The 24,619-nt window shown below is 49.5% G+C and carries 24 protein-coding genes; 12 read left to right on the top strand and 12 right to left on the bottom strand.

The genetic code is table 11. From position 1 onward, the window contains the following. Positions 1 to 109 precede the first annotated feature (109 nt). The gene (locus tag OGX98_RS05460) at positions 110 to 373 is read left to right on the top strand and encodes a GrxA family glutaredoxin (RefSeq protein WP_045441230.1); all 264 of its coding nucleotides are present in this window, start codon (positions 110 to 112) and stop codon (positions 371 to 373) included. A 34-nt stretch (positions 374 to 407) separates the two neighbouring features. On the opposite strand, the gene OGX98_RS05455 is transcribed toward OGX98_RS05460, so the two are convergent. After that, positions 408 to 788: an inner membrane protein YbjM gene (locus tag OGX98_RS05455; RefSeq protein ID WP_045441229.1), complete on the bottom strand. Its 381-nt coding sequence runs from the start codon at positions 786 to 788 to the stop codon at positions 408 to 410. 270 nt (positions 789 to 1,058) lie between these two features. On the opposite strand from OGX98_RS05455, the gene OGX98_RS05450 reads away from it, so the two are divergent. Next, complete coding sequence (locus tag OGX98_RS05450) at positions 1,059 to 2,744, top strand: aspartate:alanine antiporter (RefSeq protein ID WP_045441228.1); 1,686 nt, start codon at positions 1,059 to 1,061, stop codon at positions 2,742 to 2,744. A 277-nt stretch (positions 2,745 to 3,021) separates the two neighbouring features. After that, on the top strand, positions 3,022 to 3,819 hold the full coding sequence (locus OGX98_RS05445) for an SDR family NAD(P)-dependent oxidoreductase (protein WP_286594939.1): 798 nt from the start codon (positions 3,022 to 3,024) through the stop codon (positions 3,817 to 3,819). A gap of 15 nt (positions 3,820 to 3,834) precedes the next feature. Here the strand turns inward: OGX98_RS05445 and OGX98_RS05440 are convergent, their stop codons facing one another. Next, positions 3,835 to 4,749: a DMT family transporter gene (locus OGX98_RS05440; RefSeq protein ID WP_048221776.1), complete on the bottom strand. Its 915-nt coding sequence runs from the start codon at positions 4,747 to 4,749 to the stop codon at positions 3,835 to 3,837. Between the two features lie 102 nt (positions 4,750 to 4,851). Between OGX98_RS05440 and OGX98_RS05435 the strand changes: the two genes are divergently transcribed. Continuing rightward, positions 4,852 to 5,766 carry a LysR family transcriptional regulator gene (locus OGX98_RS05435; protein WP_045441225.1) on the top strand — a complete coding sequence of 305 codons (915 nt, stop codon included), beginning with the start codon at positions 4,852 to 4,854 and terminating at the stop codon, positions 5,764 to 5,766. Between the two features lie 5 nt (positions 5,767 to 5,771). Here the strand turns inward: OGX98_RS05435 and OGX98_RS05430 are convergent, their stop codons facing one another. Beyond that, positions 5,772 to 6,320: a TetR/AcrR family transcriptional regulator gene (locus OGX98_RS05430; protein WP_045441224.1), complete on the bottom strand. Its 549-nt coding sequence runs from the start codon at positions 6,318 to 6,320 to the stop codon at positions 5,772 to 5,774. Between the two features lie 85 nt (positions 6,321 to 6,405). Here OGX98_RS05430 and OGX98_RS05425 point away from each other — a divergent pair, with 85 nt between their 5' ends. The 3 genes from OGX98_RS05425 to OGX98_RS05415 all read left to right on the top strand — a co-directional run bounded on the left by OGX98_RS05425 (position 6,406) and on the right by OGX98_RS05415 (position 8,818). Next, complete coding sequence (locus OGX98_RS05425; protein ID WP_286594938.1) at positions 6,406 to 7,614, top strand: MFS transporter; 1,209 nt, start codon at positions 6,406 to 6,408, stop codon at positions 7,612 to 7,614. After that, the gene (locus OGX98_RS05420; RefSeq protein ID WP_045441222.1) at positions 7,614 to 8,429 is read left to right on the top strand and encodes a Cof-type HAD-IIB family hydrolase; all 816 of its coding nucleotides are present in this window, start codon (positions 7,614 to 7,616) and stop codon (positions 8,427 to 8,429) included. Before OGX98_RS05425 ends, OGX98_RS05420 begins: the two co-directional genes overlap by 1 nt. A gap of 107 nt (positions 8,430 to 8,536) precedes the next feature. Further along, entirely contained in the window at positions 8,537 to 8,818 is a 282-nt protein-coding gene (locus OGX98_RS05415; protein ID WP_045449517.1) for a hypothetical protein, read from the top strand. A gap of 44 nt (positions 8,819 to 8,862) precedes the next feature. Here OGX98_RS05415 and OGX98_RS05410 read toward each other — a convergent pair whose 3' ends face one another. Continuing rightward, complete coding sequence (locus OGX98_RS05410; protein WP_048221778.1) at positions 8,863 to 10,095, bottom strand: MFS transporter; 1,233 nt, start codon at positions 10,093 to 10,095, stop codon at positions 8,863 to 8,865. A gap of 319 nt (positions 10,096 to 10,414) precedes the next feature. Here OGX98_RS05410 and ybjG point away from each other — a divergent pair, with 319 nt between their 5' ends. Next, positions 10,415 to 11,023 carry an undecaprenyl-diphosphate phosphatase gene (gene ybjG / locus OGX98_RS05405; RefSeq protein WP_200010699.1) on the top strand — a complete coding sequence of 203 codons (609 nt, stop codon included), beginning with the start codon at positions 10,415 to 10,417 and terminating at the stop codon, positions 11,021 to 11,023. A 66-nt stretch (positions 11,024 to 11,089) separates the two neighbouring features. After that, positions 11,090 to 11,848, top strand: coding sequence for a DNA-binding transcriptional repressor DeoR (gene deoR / locus OGX98_RS05400; RefSeq protein ID WP_045441219.1), 759 nt, complete (start codon positions 11,090 to 11,092; stop codon positions 11,846 to 11,848). A 45-nt stretch (positions 11,849 to 11,893) separates the two neighbouring features. On the opposite strand, the gene dacC is transcribed toward deoR, so the two are convergent. Further along, on the bottom strand, positions 11,894 to 13,096 hold the full coding sequence (gene dacC, locus OGX98_RS05395; RefSeq protein ID WP_048222747.1) for a serine-type D-Ala-D-Ala carboxypeptidase: 1,203 nt from the start codon (positions 13,094 to 13,096) through the stop codon (positions 11,894 to 11,896). 319 nt (positions 13,097 to 13,415) lie between these two features. Here dacC and OGX98_RS05390 point away from each other — a divergent pair, with 319 nt between their 5' ends. Continuing rightward, the gene (locus OGX98_RS05390) at positions 13,416 to 14,042 is read left to right on the top strand and encodes a glutathione S-transferase family protein (RefSeq protein ID WP_286594937.1); all 627 of its coding nucleotides are present in this window, start codon (positions 13,416 to 13,418) and stop codon (positions 14,040 to 14,042) included. Positions 14,043 to 14,062: 20 nt separating this feature from the next. Here the strand turns inward: OGX98_RS05390 and OGX98_RS05385 are convergent, their stop codons facing one another. Together OGX98_RS05385 and bssR are read right to left on the bottom strand one after the other, a co-directional pair. Then, positions 14,063 to 15,172: a PQQ-dependent sugar dehydrogenase gene (locus tag OGX98_RS05385; RefSeq protein WP_286594936.1), complete on the bottom strand. Its 1,110-nt coding sequence runs from the start codon at positions 15,170 to 15,172 to the stop codon at positions 14,063 to 14,065. 102 nt (positions 15,173 to 15,274) lie between these two features. Next, positions 15,275 to 15,658, bottom strand: coding sequence for a biofilm formation regulator BssR (gene bssR, locus OGX98_RS05380; protein ID WP_045441216.1), 384 nt, complete (start codon positions 15,656 to 15,658; stop codon positions 15,275 to 15,277). Positions 15,659 to 15,897: 239 nt separating this feature from the next. On the opposite strand from bssR, the gene OGX98_RS05375 reads away from it, so the two are divergent. Further along, the gene (locus OGX98_RS05375; RefSeq protein ID WP_045441215.1) at positions 15,898 to 16,845 is read left to right on the top strand and encodes a LysR family transcriptional regulator; all 948 of its coding nucleotides are present in this window, start codon (positions 15,898 to 15,900) and stop codon (positions 16,843 to 16,845) included. A 10-nt stretch (positions 16,846 to 16,855) separates the two neighbouring features. Here OGX98_RS05375 and glgP read toward each other — a convergent pair whose 3' ends face one another. Beyond that, a complete protein-coding gene (gene glgP / locus OGX98_RS05370; protein WP_286594935.1) occupies positions 16,856 to 19,306 on the bottom strand; it encodes a glycogen phosphorylase in 2,451 nt (816 codons plus the stop codon). A gap of 53 nt (positions 19,307 to 19,359) precedes the next feature. Continuing rightward, positions 19,360 to 19,545 (bottom strand): glycine cleavage system protein T, encoded by a 186-nt coding sequence (locus tag OGX98_RS05365; RefSeq protein WP_286594934.1) that lies wholly within the window; start codon positions 19,543 to 19,545, stop codon positions 19,360 to 19,362. A gap of 225 nt (positions 19,546 to 19,770) precedes the next feature. Between OGX98_RS05365 and rimO the strand changes: the two genes are divergently transcribed. Next, positions 19,771 to 21,078, top strand: coding sequence for a 30S ribosomal protein S12 methylthiotransferase RimO (gene rimO / locus OGX98_RS05360; RefSeq protein ID WP_045441212.1), 1,308 nt, complete (start codon positions 19,771 to 19,773; stop codon positions 21,076 to 21,078). Positions 21,079 to 21,173: 95 nt separating this feature from the next. Here rimO and gsiD read toward each other — a convergent pair whose 3' ends face one another. From gsiD to gsiB, 3 genes are read right to left on the bottom strand one after another with little or no spacing between them, the layout of a single operon-like run. Further along, positions 21,174 to 22,085 (bottom strand): glutathione ABC transporter permease GsiD, encoded by a 912-nt coding sequence (gene gsiD, locus OGX98_RS05355; protein ID WP_286594933.1) that lies wholly within the window; start codon positions 22,083 to 22,085, stop codon positions 21,174 to 21,176. A 2-nt stretch (positions 22,086 to 22,087) separates the two neighbouring features. After that, positions 22,088 to 23,008: a glutathione ABC transporter permease GsiC gene (gene gsiC / locus OGX98_RS05350; RefSeq protein ID WP_045441210.1), complete on the bottom strand. Its 921-nt coding sequence runs from the start codon at positions 23,006 to 23,008 to the stop codon at positions 22,088 to 22,090. 47 nt (positions 23,009 to 23,055) lie between these two features. Then, positions 23,056 to 24,594 carry a glutathione ABC transporter substrate-binding protein GsiB gene (gsiB, locus tag OGX98_RS05345; protein ID WP_200010688.1) on the bottom strand — a complete coding sequence of 513 codons (1,539 nt, stop codon included), beginning with the start codon at positions 24,592 to 24,594 and terminating at the stop codon, positions 23,056 to 23,058. Positions 24,595 to 24,619 lie beyond the last annotated feature (25 nt).

Below are 24,619 nucleotides of genomic sequence, written 5' to 3'. Positions count from 1 at the left end.
TAGACTAAGGATATCAAAGCAACAGGCTCAACCTGCTTTCCATCTATCGTAAATCGCGGCATCATAACGGTAATTCGCCATCCGGCCTGATAAGTTCGAGGAGAAAGAGATGTTTGCTGTTATTTTTGGTCGCCCAGGGTGCCCGTATTGCGTGCGCGCAAAAGAATTAGCAGAAAAATTGAGCAATGAGCATGACGATTTTAACTACCGCTACATTGATATCCACGCTGAAGGTATTACCAAAGCGGATCTGGAAAAAACGGTAGGTAAGCCTGTTGAAACCGTACCGCAGATTTTTGTCGATCAAAAACACATCGGCGGCTGCACGGATTTTGAAGCGTGGGCAAAAGAAAATGCGAACCTGTTCGCCTGATTAGTGTTTCAACGCCCTCCGCTGGAGGGCGTCGTTAGTTTTTTTTACGTCGTTGATGTTGGTTAAATAAGCTACTGATAAATAAAAAACACAATGCGCCAAGCGCGCACCAAAACACCGCACTAAACAGCCATGCCAGTTCTTGCCACAGCGAACGCGTGGGCATAAAGACGAACCGCATCAGCAACAGGCAACATGGTGCCGCCAACATTGCACCAAGAAGAGGTCTGAGCACCTCCCGACGGTGGGAGAAAAAGCTTGCCGCTGCACCTGGCAATATAAAAAACAACAACCCGACTTCAGGATGTCCAGCCGCTTTAAATGCCCCTTTCACGTTTAGCGTTAATGAAAGACACACCACAATAAAAAGCACAAAGCAGCAGATCGCACCCGCCCAACCTTGCTTATGTTTCAACCGTTCCTCCTGACTTTTTCTCTATCGAACACTCTTTTCGCCCAAAGGCGTCCAGTCAGATAAAGTTACTCGGCATTCCATGCCAAAAACACACCCACACGATTCTTATAGCCGTTGATACGTAATGAGATTAAACTAGCCACATATATTGTTATGCTGCTTTTATTTGGGGCTGTATACGAAGCTGTCGCCCCTTAATTTCTGGCAAAAACATTAGCGTAAATTGCCATTTCTTTCAATAGCTTACTAGTAAACAAGAAGTTAGCCTCCGTGAATATAAACGTCGCAGATTTGTTAAATGGGAATTACATCCTGTTATTATTTGTGGTCCTGGCGCTGGGCCTGTGTCTGGGTAAATTACGTCTGGGCTCAGTCCAACTCGGTAATTCCATTGGCGTTTTGGTAGTCTCCCTATTATTAGGGCAGCAGCACTTTAGTATTAACACTGATGCATTAAATCTCGGCTTTATGCTGTTTATTTTTTGTGTCGGAGTGGAAGCGGGTCCCAACTTTTTTTCCATTTTTTTTCGCGATGGTAAAAATTACCTAATGCTTGCTCTGGTAATGGTCGGTAGTGCAATGCTGATCGCCCTGGGGCTGGGTCGGCTATTTGGCTGGGACATCGGCCTGACAGCCGGTATGCTAGCTGGCTCAATGACCTCCACACCTGTGCTGGTAGGCGCAGGCGACACATTGCGGCATTCAGGAATGGCAGGTACGCAGCTGTCAAGTGCCCTTGATAATCTGAGTCTGGGTTACGCCCTCACCTATCTTATTGGACTGGTCAGCCTGATCGTCGGCGCACGCTACCTGCCGAAACTGCAACATCAGGATCTGCAAACCAGCGCACAACAAATCGCACGTGAACGGGGTCTGGACACTGACGCTAACCGTAAGGTGTATCTGCCCGTGATTCGGGCCTATCGTGTCGGTCCGGAACTGGTCGCATGGGCTGACGGTAAAAATCTCCGTGAGCTGGGCATCTATCGCCAGACTGGTTGTTATATTGAACGCATCCGTCGCAACGGCATTTTGGCGAATCCTGATGGTGACGCAGTGCTACAAATGGGTGATGAGATTGCCCTGGTGGGTTACCCGGATGCGCATGCCCGTCTCGACCCAAGTTTTCGTAATGGCAAAGAGGTGTTCGATCGCGATCTGCTCGATATGCGTATCGTCACCGAAGAGATTGTTGTCAAAAACCACAATGCCGTCGGTCGTCGTCTGGCGCAGTTGAAACTAACCGATCACGGCTGCTTCCTTAACCGCGTGATCCGCAGCCAAATTGAGATGCCAATCGATGACAACGTTGTACTCAATAAAGGCGACGTGTTGCAGGTCAGTGGTGATGCCCGTCGTGTCAAAACCATTGCTGATCGTATCGGCTTTATTTCAATCCATAGTCAGGTGACCGATCTCCTTGCCTTCTGCGCCTTCTTTATCATCGGTCTGATGATCGGGATGATCACCTTCCAGTTCAGTAATTTCAGCTTCGGCATTGGGAATGCAGCCGGATTACTGTTCGCCGGGATCATGCTTGGCTTCTTGCGCGCCAACCATCCTACGTTTGGCTATATTCCGCAGGGTGCGCTGAATATGGTGAAAGAGTTTGGCCTGATGGTATTTATGGCAGGCGTCGGTTTAAGCGCTGGCAGCGGTATTGGCAACGGCCTCGGTGCCGTGGGTGGTCAAATGCTGATTGCCGGTTTGATTGTCAGTCTGGTTCCGGTGGTTATCTGCTTCTTGTTTGGTGCTTACGTATTGCGTATGAACCGCGCCCTGTTGTTTGGGGCCATGATGGGAGCGCGTACCTGTGCTCCGGCAATGGAAATCATCAGCGACACGGCGCGCAGTAACATTCCGGCCTTAGGTTATGCGGGCACTTATGCAATTGCTAACGTCCTGCTGACGCTGGCAGGGACACTTATTGTCATTGTCTGGCCAGGCCTCGGTTAAGACTGATAATTATCCTTAAGTGAAAATTTTTTGCAGGTAAGCAGAACTTTTCTTCAAGGTGTCAGTCATAACTATTGCCACTGCTTTTCTTTGATGTCCCCAATTTGTGGAGCCCATCAACCCCGCCGTTTTGGTTCAAGGTTGATGGGTTTTTTGTTGTCTGAAATTCAGCTCCCGCCCCTCAAATACCACATTCCCCCCATAATCCGCGCAATTTGCAGCATGCCGTTTATGGCACATACTTTTGATTGATGCTTTCTGGTGATGGAGATTCATAATGTTGCTTTCAGGCAAAAACGTAGTGATCTTCGGCGGAAGTGGCGCGATCGGTAGTACGGTTGCACGCACTATGGCGCGTGAAGGGGCGAATGTGTTCCTTGGTGCACGTAGCAAGGGAAAGCTAGACTGCGCTGCCGACAGCATCCGCATGGCCGGTGGCACGGCTGAAATCTTCATCGTCGATGTACTTGACGAACAGTCCACAACTCAACATATTGCGCAACTGGCTCAGCAAGCCGGTGGTATTGACGTGGTGGTAAACGCAACTGGCTTTATGCACGAACAGGGCAAAAGAATAGAAGCGTTATCTCTGGCTGAGTTTATGAGTGGCATCACCCCTTTTCTCTCCGCACAATTCAATATATCAAAGGCCGTCACTCCGTATATGGGCGGTGAACGTGCAGGCAGTATTATCACCATCGTAGCTCCTGCGGCACCGATGGCAATGCCAGGACATCTGGGCCACATCGTTGGCTGCGCGGGAACCGAAGCCTTTATTAAAGCGCTCGCCAGTGAACTCGGCCCACAGAATATTCGAGTCCTCGGCGTGCGATCGCATGCAATTGTGGATGCGGTACAGGCCGGCTCTTACACAGAGGAAATATTCACCACAAAAGCTCAGTCAATGGGGTTAACCGTGGAACAATGGCTGGGTGGCGCCGCACAAAGCACTATGCTCAAGCGCCTGCCCACTCTGTTACAAATCGCCGAAGTTATAACATTTCTGGCATCAGATCATGCCAGTGCAATGACTGCTACGGTGGTGAATGTAACAAGTGGCGCCACCGTCAGCTAATGTAGCTCTTCCCCCTCACACCGTATGTTGCTCCGTTATCCTGTGCACTGCCGGGCGTGAACAGAGCGCAATACCGAAGACGATAACCAGCGCACTGACCAGATGATACGAATGTAGCGTCACATGCAAAAATACCACGCTAAATAATCCTCCACTCAAAGGGATCAGGTGTGAGTATATTTCTCCACGCGTGGCCCCGATGGCGCTAATGCCTTTGTTCCAGAGTAAATACGACAGCCAGGACGGAAAAATAATAAGGTACATGACCCCGGAAATAACTGCAGAATTCACATAACCACTCCAGTCCGGAACACCATCACGCATCAGTTCTATAGCTAGCACCGGAAGAAGAACAATTGCGCCTATCAGTGCACTCACAGCGACGAATGCATTTCCCTTAACCTCACGAGGTTTAATTCGCAGAAAAGCACAGTAGACAGCCCAACTAAGCGCTGAGCCCATAGTCCATATATCGCCCTGGTTCAGATGACTAAACACCTCCGGATGCATCAGATTACCCTGCAATATTAGCCAGATAACGCCAACAGTACTGAGTATCACACCAGCAATATTACGCAAAGAGATCCTCTCCTTGAAAAAGAGTTTATTGATTAGCAGGACTATTGCTGGTGTGGTCGACATATAAATCGCCGCATTCAGAGATGTCGTATATTGTAGGCCGATGTACAAGGTCAACGGAAAAAGGACCTGACCACATAACGCGAGGAAAACGATAGTACTCATGTTTTTTTTCATCGCCGGCCACTGCTCTGTAACCTGGCGAAAATAAAGCGTCATCAATAATAGTGCGGTAGCTATCCAGCGCACCGCAGATAAAACAACAGGATTAACGTCAGCGACCAGTATGTGGCCGATTACATAATTCCCGCCCCAAAAACAGGCTGCCAGACTGAGTAAAATATAGGGCATAAATAAGCCTTTTTGTTACATTCACGGTATAACAACAAGGCTACGGCGGTGTCCGAATGAATGCTAATATAACGTTTTCATCCATGTGCATAGATTAAAACTATGAAATTCACGCTAAGGCAACTTGAGTTTTACATCGCGCTTGCCGAAACATTACAAATTTCCAAAGCAGCAGCACGTTGTCATATCTCTCAGTCATCGATGACCATCGCCATGCGGAACCTGGAAGAAGCATTAGACGCACAATTATTTGTACGATATCCCAAAGGTGTGAAGCTAACCGCTGAGGGTGAGCGCTTTCTGGCTCATGCCTGTAACATCATCAACAGTAGCCGGGCCGCCGTTGACGCCCTGCATGACAGGAGTGATCTCCTCTGCGGTACGGTGCGTATTGGGGTTGCCGAAACGCTCTCCGCCTATCTTATCCCGGATATACTTGATGACATTGAACGCCGTTTTCCGCTGCTGGAGATCATTTTTCATGAAGATACAGCGCCAGAGTTAGTTCAGGCGCTGCGACAAAAGAACGTTGATTTTTGCCTGCTACTGACTTCGAATATCAGCCACGACGCTGACCTGAAAATCGAAACCTTCATTCGCTCACAACGACGCCTGTGGAGCTCAATCGGGCACCCGTTGCAAAGCCAGCCAGCAATCCGTCTGAAAGATGTCGTGAAGCTACCGTTTTTACTGCTGGAAACCGACAAGTATCCCGACGTCATCACAGACTACTGGCAACAGCGTGGCTACGCGCCTGACATCTGTTTTCGCAGTAATTCTTTTGAGGCGATACGCAGCCTGGTCGCCAAAGGCAGAGGAATAACTATTTTGTCAGATCTGGTATATCGCCCCTGGTCGCTGGACGGATTACGCGTCATGCGCAGAACGATTGATGATTTTATTACGTATATGGATGTCGGGACCGTGACAAATGCGAATCAACCACTGACAACAGAAACCCGGAGAGTCATCGACTTTTTACGTCAGGCGATTACCCGCCTCGACAGTTCGTTTTAAGAAAATCACGCCTGCGGCAGCCCTGCAATACGTTCAACCATAACCAGAATATCTTCTCGACGCAGTGGCGTTTTATCCGTCACAAAGTGCAGAGTCATCCCTTCAATAAACGCATCCAGAGCCCGAGCCGTGGCCGGATCGAACCACTGCTCTAACGTTTGCTGACTGCGTAGCATCCAGTTTTGCATCACCATTTTCAGTGCTGGTTTTCGGCTGGCAAAAGCATAAAGCTGGTACATTAGCTCCATATTGTCCGGCGTGGTGACCTGTGAACTGTAGATCATACTGGTAATGGCATGACAGGCCTGCGACGCATTTGAAACGTCATCAAAGAATGCCTGATATTGCTGCGACATGGTTTCAGTGAAACGACCAAATGCCGCCATTAAAAGCTCATCCATTCCCGAAAAGTAATAAGTCATAGAACCCAAGGGTACCTGAGCAATTATTGCGATTTTGCGGTGTGTAACCGCATGAATACCATGGGTTATTATCGCTTCCAGAGTAGCCTGAACTATTTTTTCCCGCCGTTGCGGATCGTTCGCGCGTCGCACTGTATTTCCTCTGAGTACATTTATGTACAAATGTACACAACCTTGCTAATGTTGTCTTCTTTCCTCTTCTCTTTGGCTCGAATTCATGACAGGCATCTCATCACGCAAAGCCCTAAGACGCCGTACCTGGGCGCTATTCACATTCTTCTTTTTACCAGGATTATTAATGGCTTCCTGGGCAACGCGTACCCCAGCCATCAGAGATATCCTCTCCATTTCCACTGCGGAAATGGGCGCAGTATTGTTTGGACTCTCTATTGGTTCGATGAGTGGCATTCTATGTTCGGCCTGGCTGGTGAAACGATTTGGCACACGAAAGGTGATTCGCACCACCATGTCTTGCGCAGTCACAGGAATGATGGTCCTCAGCCTGGCGCTATGGTTGCACTCACCATGGTTTTTTGCATTTGGTTTGGTCGTATTTGGTGCCAGCTTTGGTGCCGCAGAAGTTGCCATTAACGTTGAAGGCGCGGCAGTTGAGCGCGAAATGAACAAAACCGTTCTGCCGATGATGCATGGCTTTTACAGTCTGGGAACTCTTGCCGGTGCCGGCGTCGGGATGATTCTTACCGCCCTTAGCATACCGGCGACTGTACATATTCTGCTGGCGGCGGTAGTCACGATTACCCCAATATTCATCGCCATAAAAGCCATTCCTGACGGCACGGGCAAAAATGCCACCGACGGATCTCATTCGAGCGAAAAGGGGCTACCTTTTTACCGTGATATCCAGTTGTTGCTCATCGGCGTAGTGGTTCTGGCAATGGCTTTTGCCGAGGGTTCCGCCAACGACTGGCTTCCGCTATTGATGGTGGACGGACATGGCTTTAGCCCGACATCCGGTTCATTGATTTATGCCGGTTTTACGCTGGGAATGACCGTCGGACGGTTCACTGGCGGCTGGTTTATCGACCGTTACAGCCGCGTCGCTGTCGTGCGTGCCAGCGCGCTAATGGGGGCGCTTGGGATTAGCCTGATTATTTTTGTTGATAGCTCGTGGTTAGCGGGCGTTTCCGTCATCCTGTGGGGACTTGGCGCATCGCTTGGCTTCCCACTGACTATTTCGGCGGCCAGTGATACCGGTCCCGATGCCCCAACCCGCGTGAGCGTGGTTGCGACTACCGGCTACCTGGCCTTCCTGGTTGGACCGCCGCTGTTGGGCTATCTGGGTGAACACTACGGATTACGCAGCGCAATGTTAGTCGTGCTGGCACTGGTGCTGGTAGCGGCTATTGTGGCGAAAGCTGTCGCCAAACCAGATTCAAAAACTCAAACTGCGATGGAGAACGGCTAATGGGTATCAAGTTAATTGCGGTAGATATGGACGGTACTTTTTTAAGTGACCAAAAGACCTACAACCGTGAGCGGTTCATGGCGCAGTATCATCAGATGAAAAAACAAGGGATCCGCTTTGTTGTCGCCAGCGGTAACCAGTATTACCAGTTAATCTCCTTTTTCCCCGAACTGGCTCACGAAATCTCATTTGTGGCGGAAAACGGCGGCTGGGTGGTCAGCGAAGAGGAAGATGTATTTAACGGTGAGCTGGCAAAGGATGATTTTGATGTCGTCGTGGAACATTTGTTGACGCGAACGGACATCGACATTATTGCCTGCGGGAAAAGCAGCGCCTACACACTGAAGCAATACAGTGATGAACTAAAATCGGTCGCGGCTATGTACTATCATCGTCTTGAATTTGTAGATAACTTTGACAACATCAACGACGTATTCTTCAAATTCGGGTTGAATATCTCAGACGATCGTATCCCCCAGGTTCAGGCGGACCTCCATAACGCAATTGGCGATATTATGGTTCCGGTTCATACGGGCTACGGCAGCATTGATTTAATTATTCCAGGAGTGCATAAGGCAAACGGTCTGCGTCTGCTACAAAAACGCTGGAATATTACCGACGATGAAGTCGTGGTATTTGGCGATGGTGGAAATGATATTGAGATGCTGCGCCAGGCGGGCTTTAGTTTTGCGATGGCAAACGCCAAAGACACGGTGGTCGCGGCGGCAAAATATCGCGCGGGTTCAAATAACGAAGAAGGCGTGCTGGATATTATCGATCGTGTGCTCAAAAACGAAGCGCCGTTTACACAATAATCTCTTAGCACGGACGGCAACAAAACGTTGGGATGATCTCTTCATAATCCGCATCAAATTAACCCGCTGGATAATTACCTCCAGTGAACATTTCAGGTGAACTGATGATGAAGAAAAGTGTACTGATGGCAGCATTGTTGCTGGGGGTTGCGGGAACGACAATGGCGCAGAGCGTAACCGTTGATGTGCCAGACGGGTATAAAGTGGTGGTGGTCCCTTCTTCCGTGAGTGTTCCACAGGCGGTAAGCGTCACGACCGCACCGCAAACGGTCTATGTTGCACCGGCCCCCGCACCTGCCCCCGTTTATCGTGCGCATCCTTATGCACGTCATGTTGCCAGCGTTGGCGAAGGGATGATTATCGAACATCAAATCGACGACCATCACTAACGCTTTGAATGCCTGATAGCGAACAACTATCAGGCATTGAAATCCTATCCTTCCCGGGAATCTCCGACCCGTTTATCCTTCAGGAAGATAAACATCAGGACCAGCCAAATTATACCGCTTGCCAGATTAAACAGGCTAAATAAGCCGTTTCCACCGATCAGATACGCATGTTTGCTCAACTCAATACCGACGGTAAAAATCAGCATCTGTAGCATGCCCATTGCGGCTGAAACAGTCCCTTTGCTCATTTCGCTGGCAAACAGTGTCAGGCGCACCAGACCTGCATTCGCCACACCTATACCAAAAGCATAAATACTCAAACCTGCCGTCATCCACAGATAAGCATGGGAAGAAACCACCGTGGCTGCCGCAGCGATAATCAACCCCACAGCAACTGGCCAACCGCCCAGAATAATCAGCGATCGCACTGTGCGCCGCGAAGTCAGACGAGCCAGCACCAGATTCCCGGCAATCAGCGCACCAAAAATTGGCACCTGTAACAGACCATATTCATAGCTGCTGAGATGTTCACCACTAATAATGATAATCGGGGACTGCGCAATCCAGGCCAGTAACGGCAGGCTGACAAAGCCCAGCGCCAGTGCTCCGGCGACAAAACGCACGTTTTTAAGCACCAGTTTGTAATCTTTGCCAAGCTCTTTAATGGATAGCTTTTCACCCAGTCGGGTTGCCGTTTCAGGCATCGCGCGCTGTAAGCCAAAAAAGGCGATGGCCGCCAGTGCCGCAAACAGAACAAACATCCCTTCCCACGGAAGAACATGCACCCAGGCGGCTCCGACTAACGGCCCCAACAAAGGTGCAATCAGCGCCACATTCGCCATGAGTGCGGTAATTTTAATACAGACCGCCTCTTCAAAGGATTCCTGAATTGCGGCATAGCCCACCGCGCCAATAAAGCACAGGCTGATCCCTTGCAAAAAACGCAGGAAGGTAAATTGCTCAATATTCTGCGCAAACAGCGTCGCCAGGCAGGTAATAATGAACCAGACAACACCGGTTAACATCACCGGGCGACGGCCTATGCGATCCGACAGCGGCCCAAGCAGCCATTGCAAAAACATGCCACCAGCCAGATAAGCAGTCATGGAAGTTGGAACCCAATCTAATCCAGCCTGATATTGCTCCACTACTGCCAACATTCCGGGCTGGATCATATCGTTACCGATATAAGTAGAGAATTCGTAAAGCACCAGACAGAGAGGGAAAAGTAATGCCTGACGCCCCAAACGGGCGCCTGAAGATAAACGGTTCTGCATGCAGTCTCTTAACAAATGAAAAAACGCGCAAAGTGTAATAAATGCGTCGAACTGGTGATAGTGAATTATGTGAATTGAAAGCAAAATGCGCACATTTTTACACTCGTTTTCACAATATCCTCCCGCGTTAAGGTTAATTTAAGTTGAAGTCGTTATCATGGTGATTAAATCTCAATAGCTGTATTAAAACTCTTCATTTAACAGATAAATAAGACAAAACCACTTTTTCTCAGGTGGCCGCGATTTTATGATCTGTCTGATACGGATATGAGGCGCATTGCTCGCCCTTTTTTTAAACACTGTACTGAGTCTGGATGTTATGCTGGAAAATCTGAATAACTCGCTTTTTTACCTGATCAACGCCACGCCAGACTCTGCGCAGTGGGCGATCTCGCTTGCCATTTTTATCGCCAAAGATCTGATCAATATCGTACCGATATTAGCCGTTGTACTCTGGCTTTGGGGCCCGCGTAGCCGTGTTATCATTCAGCGTCAGTTGGTTATAAAAATGGCGATCGCGCTGATCGTCGGTTTAACCATTTCGTGGCTGATGGGCCATCTTTTCCCGCACGATCGTCCGTTCGTTAATCATATTGGTTACAACTTCCTGCACCATGCGCCAGATGACTCTTTCCCAAGCGATCACGGTACGGTCATTTTTACCTTTGCGCTGGCGTTTTTGTTCTGGCATCGCCTCTGGTCTGGCGCACTGTTGATGGTCATCGCTGTCGCAATTGCCTGGTCGCGGGTTTACCTCGGCGTACACTGGCCGCTGGATATGCTGGGCGGATTGCTGGCAGGCCTGATCGGCTGCCTGAGTGCACAGATGATCTGGCAACGATTTGGCGCCCCTCTGTATAACGGTTTGCAAGCGTGCTATCGCACCTGCTTCGCCCTGCCCATCCGTAAGGGCTGGGTGCGTGACTAACCCTTGGTAAAAAGAGTAGTATTAGGCGCGCGATACTGATCGCATACTCTACTCATCAGGGGAAATATGGAAACACGACGCGACGAGCGTATTGGTCAATTGCTGCAGGCACTGAAACGCAGCGATAAATTACACCTTAAAGAAGCCGCGACGCTGTTGGGCGTATCTGAGATGACCATCCGTCGCGATCTGAACAATAACAATGCCCCTGTGGTATTGCTTGGGGGTTATATTGTTCTGGAACCCCGCAGCGCCAGCCACTACCTAATCAGCGACCAAAAATCCCGCCTGGTGGATGAAAAACGGCGCGCCGCGCAGCAGGCTGCAAGCCTCGTTCAGGCGCATCAGACAATTTTTTTTGACTGCGGTACAACTACGCCGTGGATCATCGAAGCGATAGATAATGAACTGCCCTTCACAGCTATCTGTTACTCGCTGAATACGTTTCTGGCGCTACAGGAAAAACCACAGTGTCGCGTCATCCTGTGTGGGGGTGAATTCCATGCCAGCAACGCGATTTTCAAACCACTCGATTTCCAGGAAACACTGAATAACCTGTGCCCGGATATTGCCTTTTACTCCGCCGCTGGCGTTCATATTGACAAGGGAGCGACCTGTTTTAACCTGGAAGAGTTACCGGTTAAACATTGGGCGATGTCGATGGCGCAATATCACGTTCTGGTGGTAGATCACAGTAAATTTGGCAAGGTGCGTCCCGCACGGATGGGAGAATTAAAACGCTTTAATACCATCATCAGTGATAACCGTCCTGACGATGAATTTGTTAATTACGCTAAAGCACAGCATATTAAGCTGATGTATTGATGAGGTTTGCCGGACAGCGATAACGCCATCCGGCAATGACTGAAATTAAGAGAACCAGCCACCAAACCACTGGTGGAACTTCATCATCACAAAGTCCCACATCCGGCTAAAGAATCCGCCCTCTTCAACCGCTTCCATCACCATCAACGGACGCTGTTCAATAGATTTCCCGTTAAGCTGGAAGTCGATAGTTCCGACAACCTGGCCTTTCTTCAACGGAGCGGTTAATTGCGGTTCAGTCAGAGTAAAGCTGGCCTTCAGGTTTTTAAGCTGACCACGTGGGATAGTCACAGATCCGCCTTCTCCAGCCCCCAGATTGACTTCACTCTTATCACCAAACCAGACGCGCTGGGTCACGAAAGTTGCATCCGGCTTGATCGGTGTAACGGTTTCAAAGAAACGAAAGCCCCACGTGAGCAGTTTTTCTGACTCATTGAAACGAATACGATCGGTTTTCGCCCCTAACACCACGGAGATCAGGCGCATATCACCTTGCGTCGCGGAGGCCACCAGGTTATATCCCGCACCTGTAGTGGTACCCGTTTTCATACCATCAACATTCAGGTTGGTGCTCCACAACAGGCGGTTGCGGTTCGGTTGACGAATTTTATTGAAGGTAAACTCTTTCTCTTTATGGATGGCGTACTCTTCTGGCACATCGTGGATTAACGCTTTGCCCAGCAACGCCATATCACGCGCGGTACTGAACTGCCCTGGCGCATCCAGACCATGTACCGTCTGGAAAGTGGTGTTGGTCAGTCCCAGTTTTTGCGCGTAACCGTTCATCAAACCAATAAAGGATTCCTGACTACCGGCCACGTAATCTGCCAGAGCGATACAGGCATCATTACCGGACTGGATGATAATGCCTTTATTCAGATCGGACACCGCTACCTGATCGCCAGGCTTCAGGAACATCACCGAAGATCCACGCAGGGCCGGGTTGCCCGTCGCCCAGGCATCTTTCCCCACGGTCACCATGTCAGTCAGGTTAATTTTCCCCGCCTTCAGCGCCTGACCAACCACATAGCTGGTCATAATTTTAGTCAGACTGGCTGGGTCCAGTTTCTCGTCAGCATTGCCTTCCGCCAGAACCTTGCCGCTGGCGTAATCCATTAAGATCCACGCCCGCGCATCCACGCTCGGCGGGGCCGTTGGTTGCTCCACCGCCTGTGCGGTTGGTGCAAAAAGGAATAAGAGTGCTGAACCTGCAGCCAGGCTGCGAAGGGAAGAGAAGTATTGCGTCATAAATGCCACCCGAGTATCCATTCCAAAAAACCACGTCATAACACACCGTGTTTACACAAACTGCATCGGCCCAACCAACGCAGAAGAGGCCTGATGGATGACGTGTAAAATAAGTGCGGTGAGTAATAACGCACTAACGAGCTTAAAGAAACCGTAAGTTGGTAAAGTTTTTAAAGTTTATGCAATAACATTGCGCTGCGCTGCCCCCATCACGATTTTTTTACACCTTGTTGCGTAAATATTAGGTTTACCCCACCATGTGAACCTGTCAGATGCCGAATGCAGACATAAAGCTGCTCAATTAATTTACGGAGTTACTATGATTACACTGTGGGGTCGAAATAACTCGACCAACGTAAAGAAAGTGTTGTGGACGCTCGAAGAACTGGAACTACCGTATACCCAAATCCTGGCGGGCGGGCAGCATGGCATTAACCGCGATGCGGACTATCTGGCAATGAATCCCAACGGCCTGGTTCCGCTACTGCGCGATGATGAAACCGACGTATTACTGTGGGAATCCAACACCATTGTCCGCTATCTGGCTGCCCAGTACGGGCAAAAGCGTTTGTGGATTGATGCTCCGGCAAAGCGCGCTGAAGGCGAAAAATGGATGGACTGGGCTAACCAGACGTTGAGTCCTGCACACCGGGTGATTTTATTCGGTCTGGTCAGAACACCGGCTGAACAACGTGACCAGGCAGCCATCGACGCAGGGGCGAAGGTTTGCGATAACCTGTTTAGCATTCTTGACGACGCGCTGGCAAACCAACCATGGTTCTCCGGGGCTGAATTTGGTACCGGCGATATTGCCGTCGCGCCGTTCATCTATAACCTGTTTAACGTCGGCCTGAGCTGGACCCACCGACCTCATCTTGAACGCTGGTATCAGCAGCTCACCGAGCGTCCGGCATTCCAGAAAGTGGTCATGATCCCAGTCAGCTAATAGCGTCAATGATGCAATGTTCAGGGACTCACCTTAAGTAATTCCCCGTCGGACTCGTCGGTTAACACATATAAATAACCGTCTGGTCCGACACGCACATCACGGATCCGTTGCCCCCTTTCCCGCAAAATGCGTCCGTCCTCCGTCACGTTATTCCCGTTGACGCTTAACACGATCACGTCCTGTTCTTTCAACGCGCCAATAAACAGTTTCTGCCGCCACTGCGGGAAGGTATCGCGGTTATAAAAAGCCATTCCGCTGACTGCGGGAGATTTTTCCCAGTAAAAGACGGGTTGTTCAGTACCGTCGACTATTTCGCCCTGTGATTCCGGAATTTTAAAACCACTGTAGTTAACACCCCAGGTCGCTATCGGCCAGCCATAGTTTTTACCTTTTTCGGGGACATTAATTTCATCGCCTCCGCGTGGGCCATGCTCATTTAACCACAACACCTCACTCCAGGGATTCATCGCCATGCCCTGCGGATTACGAATGCCGTACGACCAAATTTCAGGACGAGCACCAGCCTGATTCACAAAGGGATTGTCTGACGGAATTTTGCCCTGCTCGGTCAGACGCACAACCTTGCCTTGCAACTTATCCAGATCCTGAGCGGTAGAACGCTGATTATTCTCTCCCAGTCCAATAAACAGATAACCTTTGCCATCAAACACCATGCGTCCGCCAAAATGGTTTCCGGTTGAGAGTTTAGGCATTTGGCGAAAAATCGCCTTGAATCCCTCCAGATGCTTGAGGTCATCACTCAGTCGTCCGTAGCCTACGGCTGTCCCTGCTTTCCCTTCATGGTTGGCTTCAGCATAACTGAGCCAAACCCGCCGGGAGTGTTCAAAATCCGGCGCTAACACCACGTCGAGTAATCCTCCCTGGCCATTTACCCAAACCTTTGGCACACCGGTCAGCGGATCTGAAAGCCCCTTACCGGGTTGCCAGAGTCGAAGTTGTCCTCCCCGAAGCGTAATGAGTATGCCGCGATTATCAGGTAAAAAAGCAAGTGACCAGGGATGGTCAAGTTTGGTTTGCAACACTTCAACCTTCACAGCAGACAGTTCAGCACCGGCAAAAGGGGAAAGTAACGCAAACGAGGCAACACAGAGAAAGAGTCGACGCATAACACCTCCTTAATGGCTCTGCATAAAGCGTAGCCAGCAGGAGGAGATATCCTGCTACTTTTACATAATATTAACGAAAAGGGGGAGCGCCCTCCCCCTGGTTCAGACGTGTTCCAATGTTGAGTAGCTCTGCAAGCTTTGGATACTCAGCGTCAGCGTTGTCAGGCAGTTTTCAAGTTTCTCTGCGTTAACAGCAATAAAATTTGGACAGTCATGATGTCCACTCATAAGACAAACAGCGGCGGCGGCTAACGCCCCTTCAGCACGATGAAGGGCATTCCACTCTTCCTGATCAAGATGCATACCGTGGAGCTGTGATTGATCGTGTAGTTCGCGATTCAGTGCAAAAAAACCATCACGCAGACGATCGTTCTCGCTGACTGACATGTAGCCTTTCGCCTTCCTCAACAACAGATAAGCGGCGAGGTCGATGCGGGCGTTTATCAACTTGTTGAGAAGATCGGTTCTCAGTCTGTCAACAACCATACTTTGTTCCTCCTCTTTCCAACTATAGTGCAACTTAATAGTATGGTTGTTTTTTGAACAAATTGATGCTCTATATCAATAAACCCTAATTGATTAACATAATTTACAATGTTACAACCTGTAGCAGCGGACAGAGTCGTTGTGCTCACGGAGAGACAACCTCCCTCAGATCTCTGACTTACCGGTCATTTTTTGCTATACCTGTGGGATTACTGCGCGACGCTTAGCATGAGGGGACTATGTCAAAAGCAAATGATGCAGAAAAAATACGCACGCTATCAAAGATAGACCTCAATCTGCTGACGATTTTCTGTTTGATCTATAGCGTAGGCAGTATCAGCAGGGTCGCTGACATGCTGAATATTTCGCCCTCTGCCGTCAGCCAATCATTAAGGAAGCTACGCGAATTAATGGGGGATAACTTATTTGTCCGCAGCGGCAATGCTCTGTTGCCGACAGTCTATTCCGACGAGCTTTATGACAATACGATCCCAATTATCGATAAACTCTCACTGCTGATGCCACATTCGTCCCCGGCAACAAAAAAAAGACTTACTCTGTACACTGAATCTTTTATTTCTCCGATCGTTATTCCCGATGTCACAGCCAAAATAATCAACACTGACGCTGATATTAGCCTCCTGCATCTTACCGCCGATTTAAATGAGCAAAGCATTATTGAGTTGTTAAACATGCGGCAGGCGGATGTTGTTTTTTCAACCTTTTCGGTTGAATCAGGGGGGATCTCCTGCCAAAAAATATGTGATATGCGCCTGGTACTGGCCGCTTCACAGAATAATACGTTGTATGAGAATTCGATTAGTGAAGAAATGTTCCGACGCGCAAATCTCGTCGGCTATAACACAAAAAATGAAAAGATTATTTACCACAGAAGCATCGTTGATAAGAAATTCAGAACTGGAGAGCGCTGCCTGCTCACCTCTTCTTTTACAGCAATACTCACCATTGTATCTAATACACAATGTGTAGGCGTGATCCCGGAAAAAGTATTTAACACTCACGCAAAACTTTACGGGTTAAAAAAAATAAACACACCATTCCCGTTACCGCAATTTAGTATTTATGCTTCATCGCGTAAAGAAACCAGTACCCATAAGATACTGGCTCCCATTCTGGCTGAATTACAAGCGCCTCCCGGTCCTGAAAACCTGGAAGGGCACCTGTAGTCATTAAAGGTTAAACGTGTATTTTGGTAATACGCCAGATGTTATCAGCATATTCCTGTACCGTTCTGTCTGAAGAAAAGTAACCCATATTGGCAATATTATGCAGCGTTTTTGTCGTCCATTCACGAGGATTACAATACAAATCGTCCACCGCATCCTGGCAATCTACATAGCTACGATAATCCGCTAAAACCTGATAATGGTCGCCAAAGTTAATCAACGAATCCAGTATATTCTGATATCGCCCTGGTTCCTGTGGACTGAACATGCCAGTACCTATTTGAGTCAGTACCTGGTGCAGCTCAATATCGTTCTCAAAAATAGCTCTGGGGCTATAACCGCTTTGTCGTAAGGCTTCTACTTCTTGTGCCGTATTCCCAAAGATAAAGATGTTATCTTCGCCGACATACTCCCGCATCTCAATATTCGCCCCGTCCAGCGTACCGATTGTTAACGCGCCATTAAGCCCAAACTTCATGTTACTGGTCCCGGAAGCTTCAGTACCGGCCAACGAAATCTGTTCAGACAGATCTGCGGCCGGAATGATCAATTGCGCCAGACTGACGCTGTAATCCGGTATAAACACCACTTTCAACCTGCCACCAATTTGCGGATCGTTATTGACCCGCTGCGCCACATCGTTAATTAAGCGAATAATCTGTTTCGCCATGTAGTACGACGAAGCGGCTTTTCCCGCAAAAATATTCACACGAGGTACCCAATTGGCATCCGGCGCAGCTTTAATGCGGTTATAACGGGTGATGATGTGGAGCACATTCAGTAATTGCCGCTTGTACTCGTGGATACGCTTTACTTGCACGTCAAACAAAGCATCAGGATTCACTACCACACCAAATTGTGTGGCAATGTAGTGTGCCAACCGCTGTTTATTTTCCCGCTTCGCCCGATGCACCGCCTCGTTCACGGACGGATAATCGATGTACTGCTTCAACTCGCCAAGCTGAATAAGTCTGGTACGCCAGGTATGACCAATATGCTCATCCAGCACGCTGGCAAGTGGAGGATTCGCCAGGGCCAGCCAACGCCTGGCCGTAACACCATTAGTCACATTAGTAAAACGCATAGGGAAAATACGTGCGAAATCAGCAAACAAGGATTCCGTCATCAGTTTTGAATGCAATGCCGACACGCCATTAACTTTATGGCTGACAACAACGGCCAGCCAGGCCATACGCACCACGCGACCATTAGATTCATCAATCAGCGATACACGTTTTAGTAACTCACTATTATCGTGATATTTATCGCTCACCGATTTCAGGAACCGCTCGTTAATTTCAAAAATAATCTGTAAATGACGAGGCAGGAGTCTGCTCAGCATCTCCACCGGCCATGTCTCCAGCGCTTCGCTCATCAGGGTATGATTGGTATAGGAAAAGATCTGACAGGTCACATCAAACGCATCTTCCCAGCAAAACTGATGCTGATCGATCAATAAACGCATCAGTTCAGGGATCGCCAGTACCGGATGAGTATCATTAAGGTGGATTGCGATTTTATCTGCCAGATTATGGTAGGTTTTGTGCAACTGATAATGACGACTCAGAATATCCTGAACTGTTGCGGACGCCAGGAAATAAGCCTGTCGTAAGCGTAATTCACGGCCAGCATCGGTAGAGTCGTCCGGGTATAGCACCCGCGAGATCCTCTCAAAGTGGTATTTGTTTTCCACTTCAATAGAAAAATCATCATTCAGATTCAGTTTGCCAGAATTAACCTCGCTGTTAACCTGCACATTCCACAAGCGTAATGTATTTGTGGTGTCTGTCGCGTAGCCGGGCACAATTTGATCGTGCGCCACAGCCAGAATATCCTCGGTTTCAATCCACCTGGTTTTATTCCCTTCCTGCTGAATGCGACCACCGAAACGCACTTTATAATGCGTATTATGTCGTTTGAATTCCCACGGATTCCCGTATTCCAGCCAATAGTCCAGAGACTCTTTTTGTACTCCATTTACGATATTTTGTTTGAACATACCGTAATTATAACGAATACCATATCCGCATCCCGGCAGCCCAAGCGTCGCCAGCGAATCGAGGAAACAGGCAGCCAGACGTCCGAGACCGCCATTACCTAACCCAGGGTCATTTTCTTCATCGATCAGTTCTTCCAGATCCAGCCCCATAGCTTCAAGCGCGCAGTTCACTTCATCGTACAGACCTAAAGAAAGCAACGCGTTGGAAAGAGTGCGTCCAATCAGAAATTCCATCGATAAATAGTAAACCTGGCGGGCATCCTGAGAAAACTGGGCCCGGTTAGAGCGGTGCCAGCGTTCGACCATTCGATCGCGCACGGCGTATAACGTTGCATTTAGCCACTCCCGTTTTGTCGCGATTGCGGGATCCTTACCAATCGTAAATAAGAGTTTATTCGCAATATCATCTCTAAGTTTATCAACATCAGAATCTGCAGCGACCGGAAGTGGCGAAATATACATATCAACATTACCTTTCAGAATATTTTAGGATGGGACATCGACAGGCGAATTATTTAAAGCTTAGGTTTTCGAGTTTTACTTTTTTGCAGGATAACTTCGTGGCGAGTAATAAAACTTAATTCTGCCATTAAAATACGCCAGGTTAGACCTGTCGCGAGAGAGATATAATATAAACTCACGCCATTAGCATAAAGTGTTTTAGCCATTTCAAGTTTGGCCTGCAAAACAATATCTTTCAAATTTAACCTCATTGATAACGCTCGACGGAATAAAATTTACGCCAATGCGTTTCTATAGCCAAGAAGTAGCACTTAAAGCCGGAATTAGACTCTCTAAACACCTTTCACCAGCAGATATTCTATTAATTCCCCTTTATTCTGTTCGTCTTCTCGCTATCAGATATAGATGTAGCGTGAAGGCATCTGTATAATCCCCCGATTACGAGCAATGTACAGTATAAGAAAATGGCAAAAATTGGTTTTATATCACTAGGTTGTCCGAAAAACCTCGTCGATTCCGAACGCATCCTGACTGAACTTCGTACTGAAGGTTATGATGTTGTACCGAGCTACGACGACGCGGATATGGTTATCGTTAACACCTGCGGCTTTATCGACAGTGCGGTACAAGAGTCACTGGAAGTGATTGGCGAAGCGCTGAACGAAAACGGCAAGGTGATTGTCACCGGCTGTCTGGGCGCGAAAGTCGATCAGATCCGTGAAGTTCACCCGAAGGTGCTGGAAATCACCGGGCCACATAGCTACGAACAGGTTCTTGAGCATGTTCACCACTATGTGCCAAAGCCGAAGCATAACCCCTTCCAGAGCCTGGTACCTGAGCAGGGCGTCAAACTGACTCCGCGTCACTACGCCTATCTGAAAATATCTGAAGGCTGTAACCACCGCTGCACATTCTGCATTATTCCATCTATGCGTGGTGATCTGGTGAGCCGTCCGATCGGCGACGTACTCAGCGAAGCTAAACGCCTGGTTGATGCCGGTGTGAAAGAGATCCTGGTAATCTCCCAGGATACTTCTGCTTACGGCGTGGATGTGAAGCATCGCACTGGTTTTCATAACGGCGAACCAGTAAAAACCAGCATGGTTGACCTGTGTGAGCAACTGTCAAAACTGGGTATCTGGACCCGTTTGCATTATGTCTACCCGTACCCGCACGTTGACGACGTAATTCCACTGATGGCGGAAGGTAAAATCCTGCCGTATCTGGACATCCCACTGCAGCATGCCAGCCCGCGTATTCTCAAGCTGATGAAGCGACCTGGCTCTGTGGACAGACAATTAGCGCGTATTAAACAATGGCGTGAAATCTGCCCTGAGCTGACTCTGCGATCGACATTCATCGTCGGCTTCCCGGGTGAAACAGAAGAAGACTTCCAGATGCTGCTCGACTTCCTGAAAGAAGCTCGCCTGGATCGCGTTGGTTGCTTTAAGTACAGCCCAGTTGAGGGTGCTGGCGCAAATGATCTGCCGGATCAAATCCCGGAAGAGGTGAAGGAAGAGCGCTGGAACCGCTTTATGCAACTTCAGCAGCAGATCTCTGCTGAACGTTTGCAGGAAAAAGTAGGTCGCGAAATTATGGTCATCGTTGATGAAGTTGATGAAGAAGGCGCCATTGGCCGTAGCATGGCAGACGCACCTGAAATCGACGGCGCGGTGTACATGAATGGGGAAACCAACGTGAAACCAGGCGATATCATCCGCGTGAAAGTTGAAAACGCAGACGAATACGATCTGTGGGGCTCCCGCGTCTAAACACACGTAACAGAACCGTAGGCCGGATAAGCCATTTATGCTGACATCTGGCAATGCCAGATAGCGATGCTAAAGCATCTTATCAGGCCTACGGTTTATCCCTTTATCTTAGGGTCCAGCGCGTCGCGCAGGCCATCTCCCAACATATTAAACGCCAGTACCGTCAGGAATATAGCTACTGCCGGGAAAATCGCCACGTGCGGCGCGATCACCATATCTGCCCGCGCTTCGTTAAGCATAGCCCCCCACTCCGGCGTTGGCGGCTGAGCACCTAACCCAAGAAATGACAAACTCGCGGCTGAAATAATCGATGTCCCGATACGCATGGTAAAAAAGACCACAATCGAGGAGACGGTTCCCGGCAGAATATGGTTGAAGATGATAGTTGTATCGCTGGCGCCGATGCTACGCGCCGACTCAATAAACGTCTGTTGCTTAAGTACCAGCGTATTCCCTCGCACCAGACGGGCGAAGGCCGGAATGGAGAAGACTGCGACAGCAATGATGACGTTAGCAATGCCACTTCCCAGCACCGCCACCACCGCAATTGCCAGCAAAATACCAGGAAAGGCGAACAGCACATCGCAGATGCGCATAATCAGCCGATCCCACCAGCCTTCGTAATAGCCCGCCACCAGTCCCAATACCGTCCCCATCGCCGCGCCAATAAAGACGGCAAAGACTCCCGCAGCCAGCGAGATTTGCGCACCGACCAACACGCGGCTGAAAATATCTCTACCCAATGAATCGACGCCAAACCAGTGCATCATCGACGGGCCGTCATTCAGACGGTCATAATCGAAGTAATTCTCGGCATCAAACGGCGTCAGCCAGCGGGCAAATATCGCGACCAGGATCAAGGCCAGCACAAATATCCCGGCGATCATCGCCACGTGCTGGCGACGAAAACGACGCCAGAACTCATGCCATGGCGTACGGATCTGTTCAGGCTTCACGAGGGGCATCGCATTTAAAATCGCCTGCCGGCGCCAGTTAAAAAATCGCATCCTTACTTGTACCTGATAGCGGGATTAATGGCGGCATAGAGCACATCCACCACTAAGTTAATAAGAATAAACTCCAGAGAAAATAACAGAACCTCGGCCTGAATCACCGGATAGTCTCGCATTTCAACAGAGTCTACCAACAATCGCCCAAGCCCGGGCCAGTTGAACACTTTCTCAACCACAATTGAGCCACCAAGCAAAAAACCGAACTGCAATCCCATCATCGTAACGACCGGAATCATTGCGTTTCGCAGACCGTGTTTTAACACCACCCAGGTTTCACTTACCCCTTTCGCACGAGCAGTGCGCATGTAATCTTCGCTAAGCACATCGACAAACGAGGCGCGGGTAAAACGTGCAAGCACCGCCGCCACCGCTGCACCGAGAGTGATGGAAGGCAGGATATAATGCAGCCAGGTGTCTGCGCCAACGGTCGGTAACCAGCCCAGCTCAACGGAGAATATCTGCATCAACAGCATACCAAGCGCAAAGGCCGGGAAAGATATCCCCGTTACCGCCAGCGCCATGCTCACCCTATCCGGCCAACGGTTGCGCCATACGGCGGCGATGATCCCCGCCGTCATACCAAATAAAACCGCCCACGCCATACTGGCGATCGTCAGCCACAGGGACGGCATAAAGCGGCTGGCAATCTCTTCAGCCACCGGCCGACGGGAGACCATTGATGTCCCGAAATCGCCCTGCAAAACGTTAGTGATGTAATGCCAGAACTGAACATGCAGCGGCTGGTCCAGACCCAACTGCTGGCGCACCAGTTCAATAACCTCAGCGTCGGCCTCCGGCCCGGCAATCAGTCGGGCCGGGTCGCCTGGCAGCAGGTGGACAAATAAAAACACCAGCACCGCGACAATCAACAGGGTTGGAATTAGCCCCAGCAGGCGCTTGAAAACATAGTTAAGCATCAGACTCCCTTCGGCGGCCCCCGTTGTTCAGGGGCCAAATGAATAGCTTATTGCAAATCCGCATCATCAAAACTAAATCCGGTATCCGGCATAATCCAGAATCCGGTCAAATTTGTACTGTGCGCAGAGATCAGTTTTTCCACCACTAACGGGATCCACGGCGACTCTTTCCAGATGATATCTTGCGCGTCTTTGTACAACTGCGCTTTTTGCGCCGGATCGTTGGTCTGCAATGCTGCCGATAAATCGCTGTCCACCTGCTTGTTACTGTAGAACGCCGTATTAAACAAGGTTGGCGGCCAGTTTTGTGAAGCAAACAGCGGCGACAGCGCCCAGTCAGCCTCGCCCGTAGACGCTGACCAGCCGGTGTAGAACATCCGCACCCCACTCTCTTTCTGCGCCTTCCCTTCAACTTCGGCGGCTCGCTGTCCGGCATCCATCGCCGTGACCTGTGCTTTAATGCCCACCTGCGCTAACTGCTGCTGCGTAAATTGCAGAACTTTCTGCGCGGTGCTGTGGTTATGCGACGACCACAGTGTGGTGGTAAACCCGTTGGGATAACCCGCCTCTTTTAACAATTCACGTGCCTTTGCCGGATCGTAAGGCCACGGCGTATAGCTTTGTGCGTAGGCAATCGCCGGAGGAAGAACACCTGTCGCTGGCGTCGCGTAACCGGCAAAAGCTACTTTCACCAGCGCCTGACGGTTGATGGCATAATTCAGCGCCTCACGCACCTTCGGGTTGTCGAACGGTTTTTGCGTGACGTTCATACTGATATAACGCTGCATTATTGACGGGCTGGCAACCAGTTGCAGATTTTTGTTCTTCGCCAGTAACGCAGCCTGCTCGTAAGGGATCGGGAAAGCAAACTGGGCTTCACCCGTCTGCAACATTGCCGCACGGGTATTGTTGTCCGTTACCGGACGCCAGGTAATCGTATCAAGCTTTGGCAATCCCTGCTGCCAGTAGCCAGGGAACTTCTTCACCTTAACAAAATCGGTCTGATTCCAGGTATCCAGTTGATAAGGGCCGGTACCAACAGGATGGAAACCAATCTCCTTGCCGTACTTTTCCAGTGCTGCTGGTGAAATCATCGCCGTTGCCGGATGCGCCAGGATATTGATAAATGCAGAGAACGGTTGTTTTAGCGTGATCTTCACCGTAGACGGATCGACGGCCTCGGTTTTATCAATATTCTTATACAAATTGTAGCGTTTAAGATGGTTTTCCGGATTACTGGCTCGATCAAGGTTGGCTTTTACCGCAGCGGCATTGAAGTCGGTCCCATCCTGAAACTTCACGCCCTGGCGCAGTTTGACGAGGTACGTCAGGCCATCGGCGGAAACGGTGTAGCTTTCCGCCAGCACGTTTTTCAGTTTCATCTCTTTATCAAGACCGAACAATCCCTGATAAAACGACTTCGCCACCGCCTGTGACAGCGTATCGTTCGCATCATACGGATCGAGCGTAGTGAAATTAGACCCTACCGCCACCACCACATTTTTGGCAGCCCAGGAAGGAGACGCAGCCAGTGCAGAGGCTACCCCCAGAGCAACCAGCCATTTTCGAGCAACAATTTTTGTCATGTTATTCTCCTGAACCCTGCCTGCC

The organism is Citrobacter sp. Cm046, from assembly GCF_030333065.1.
GTDB lineage: Bacteria > Pseudomonadota > Gammaproteobacteria > Enterobacterales > Enterobacteriaceae > Citrobacter > Citrobacter murliniae.
The sequence above is the reverse complement of the archived record's forward strand: the minus strand, read 5'-3'. Positions and strand labels throughout refer to the sequence as shown.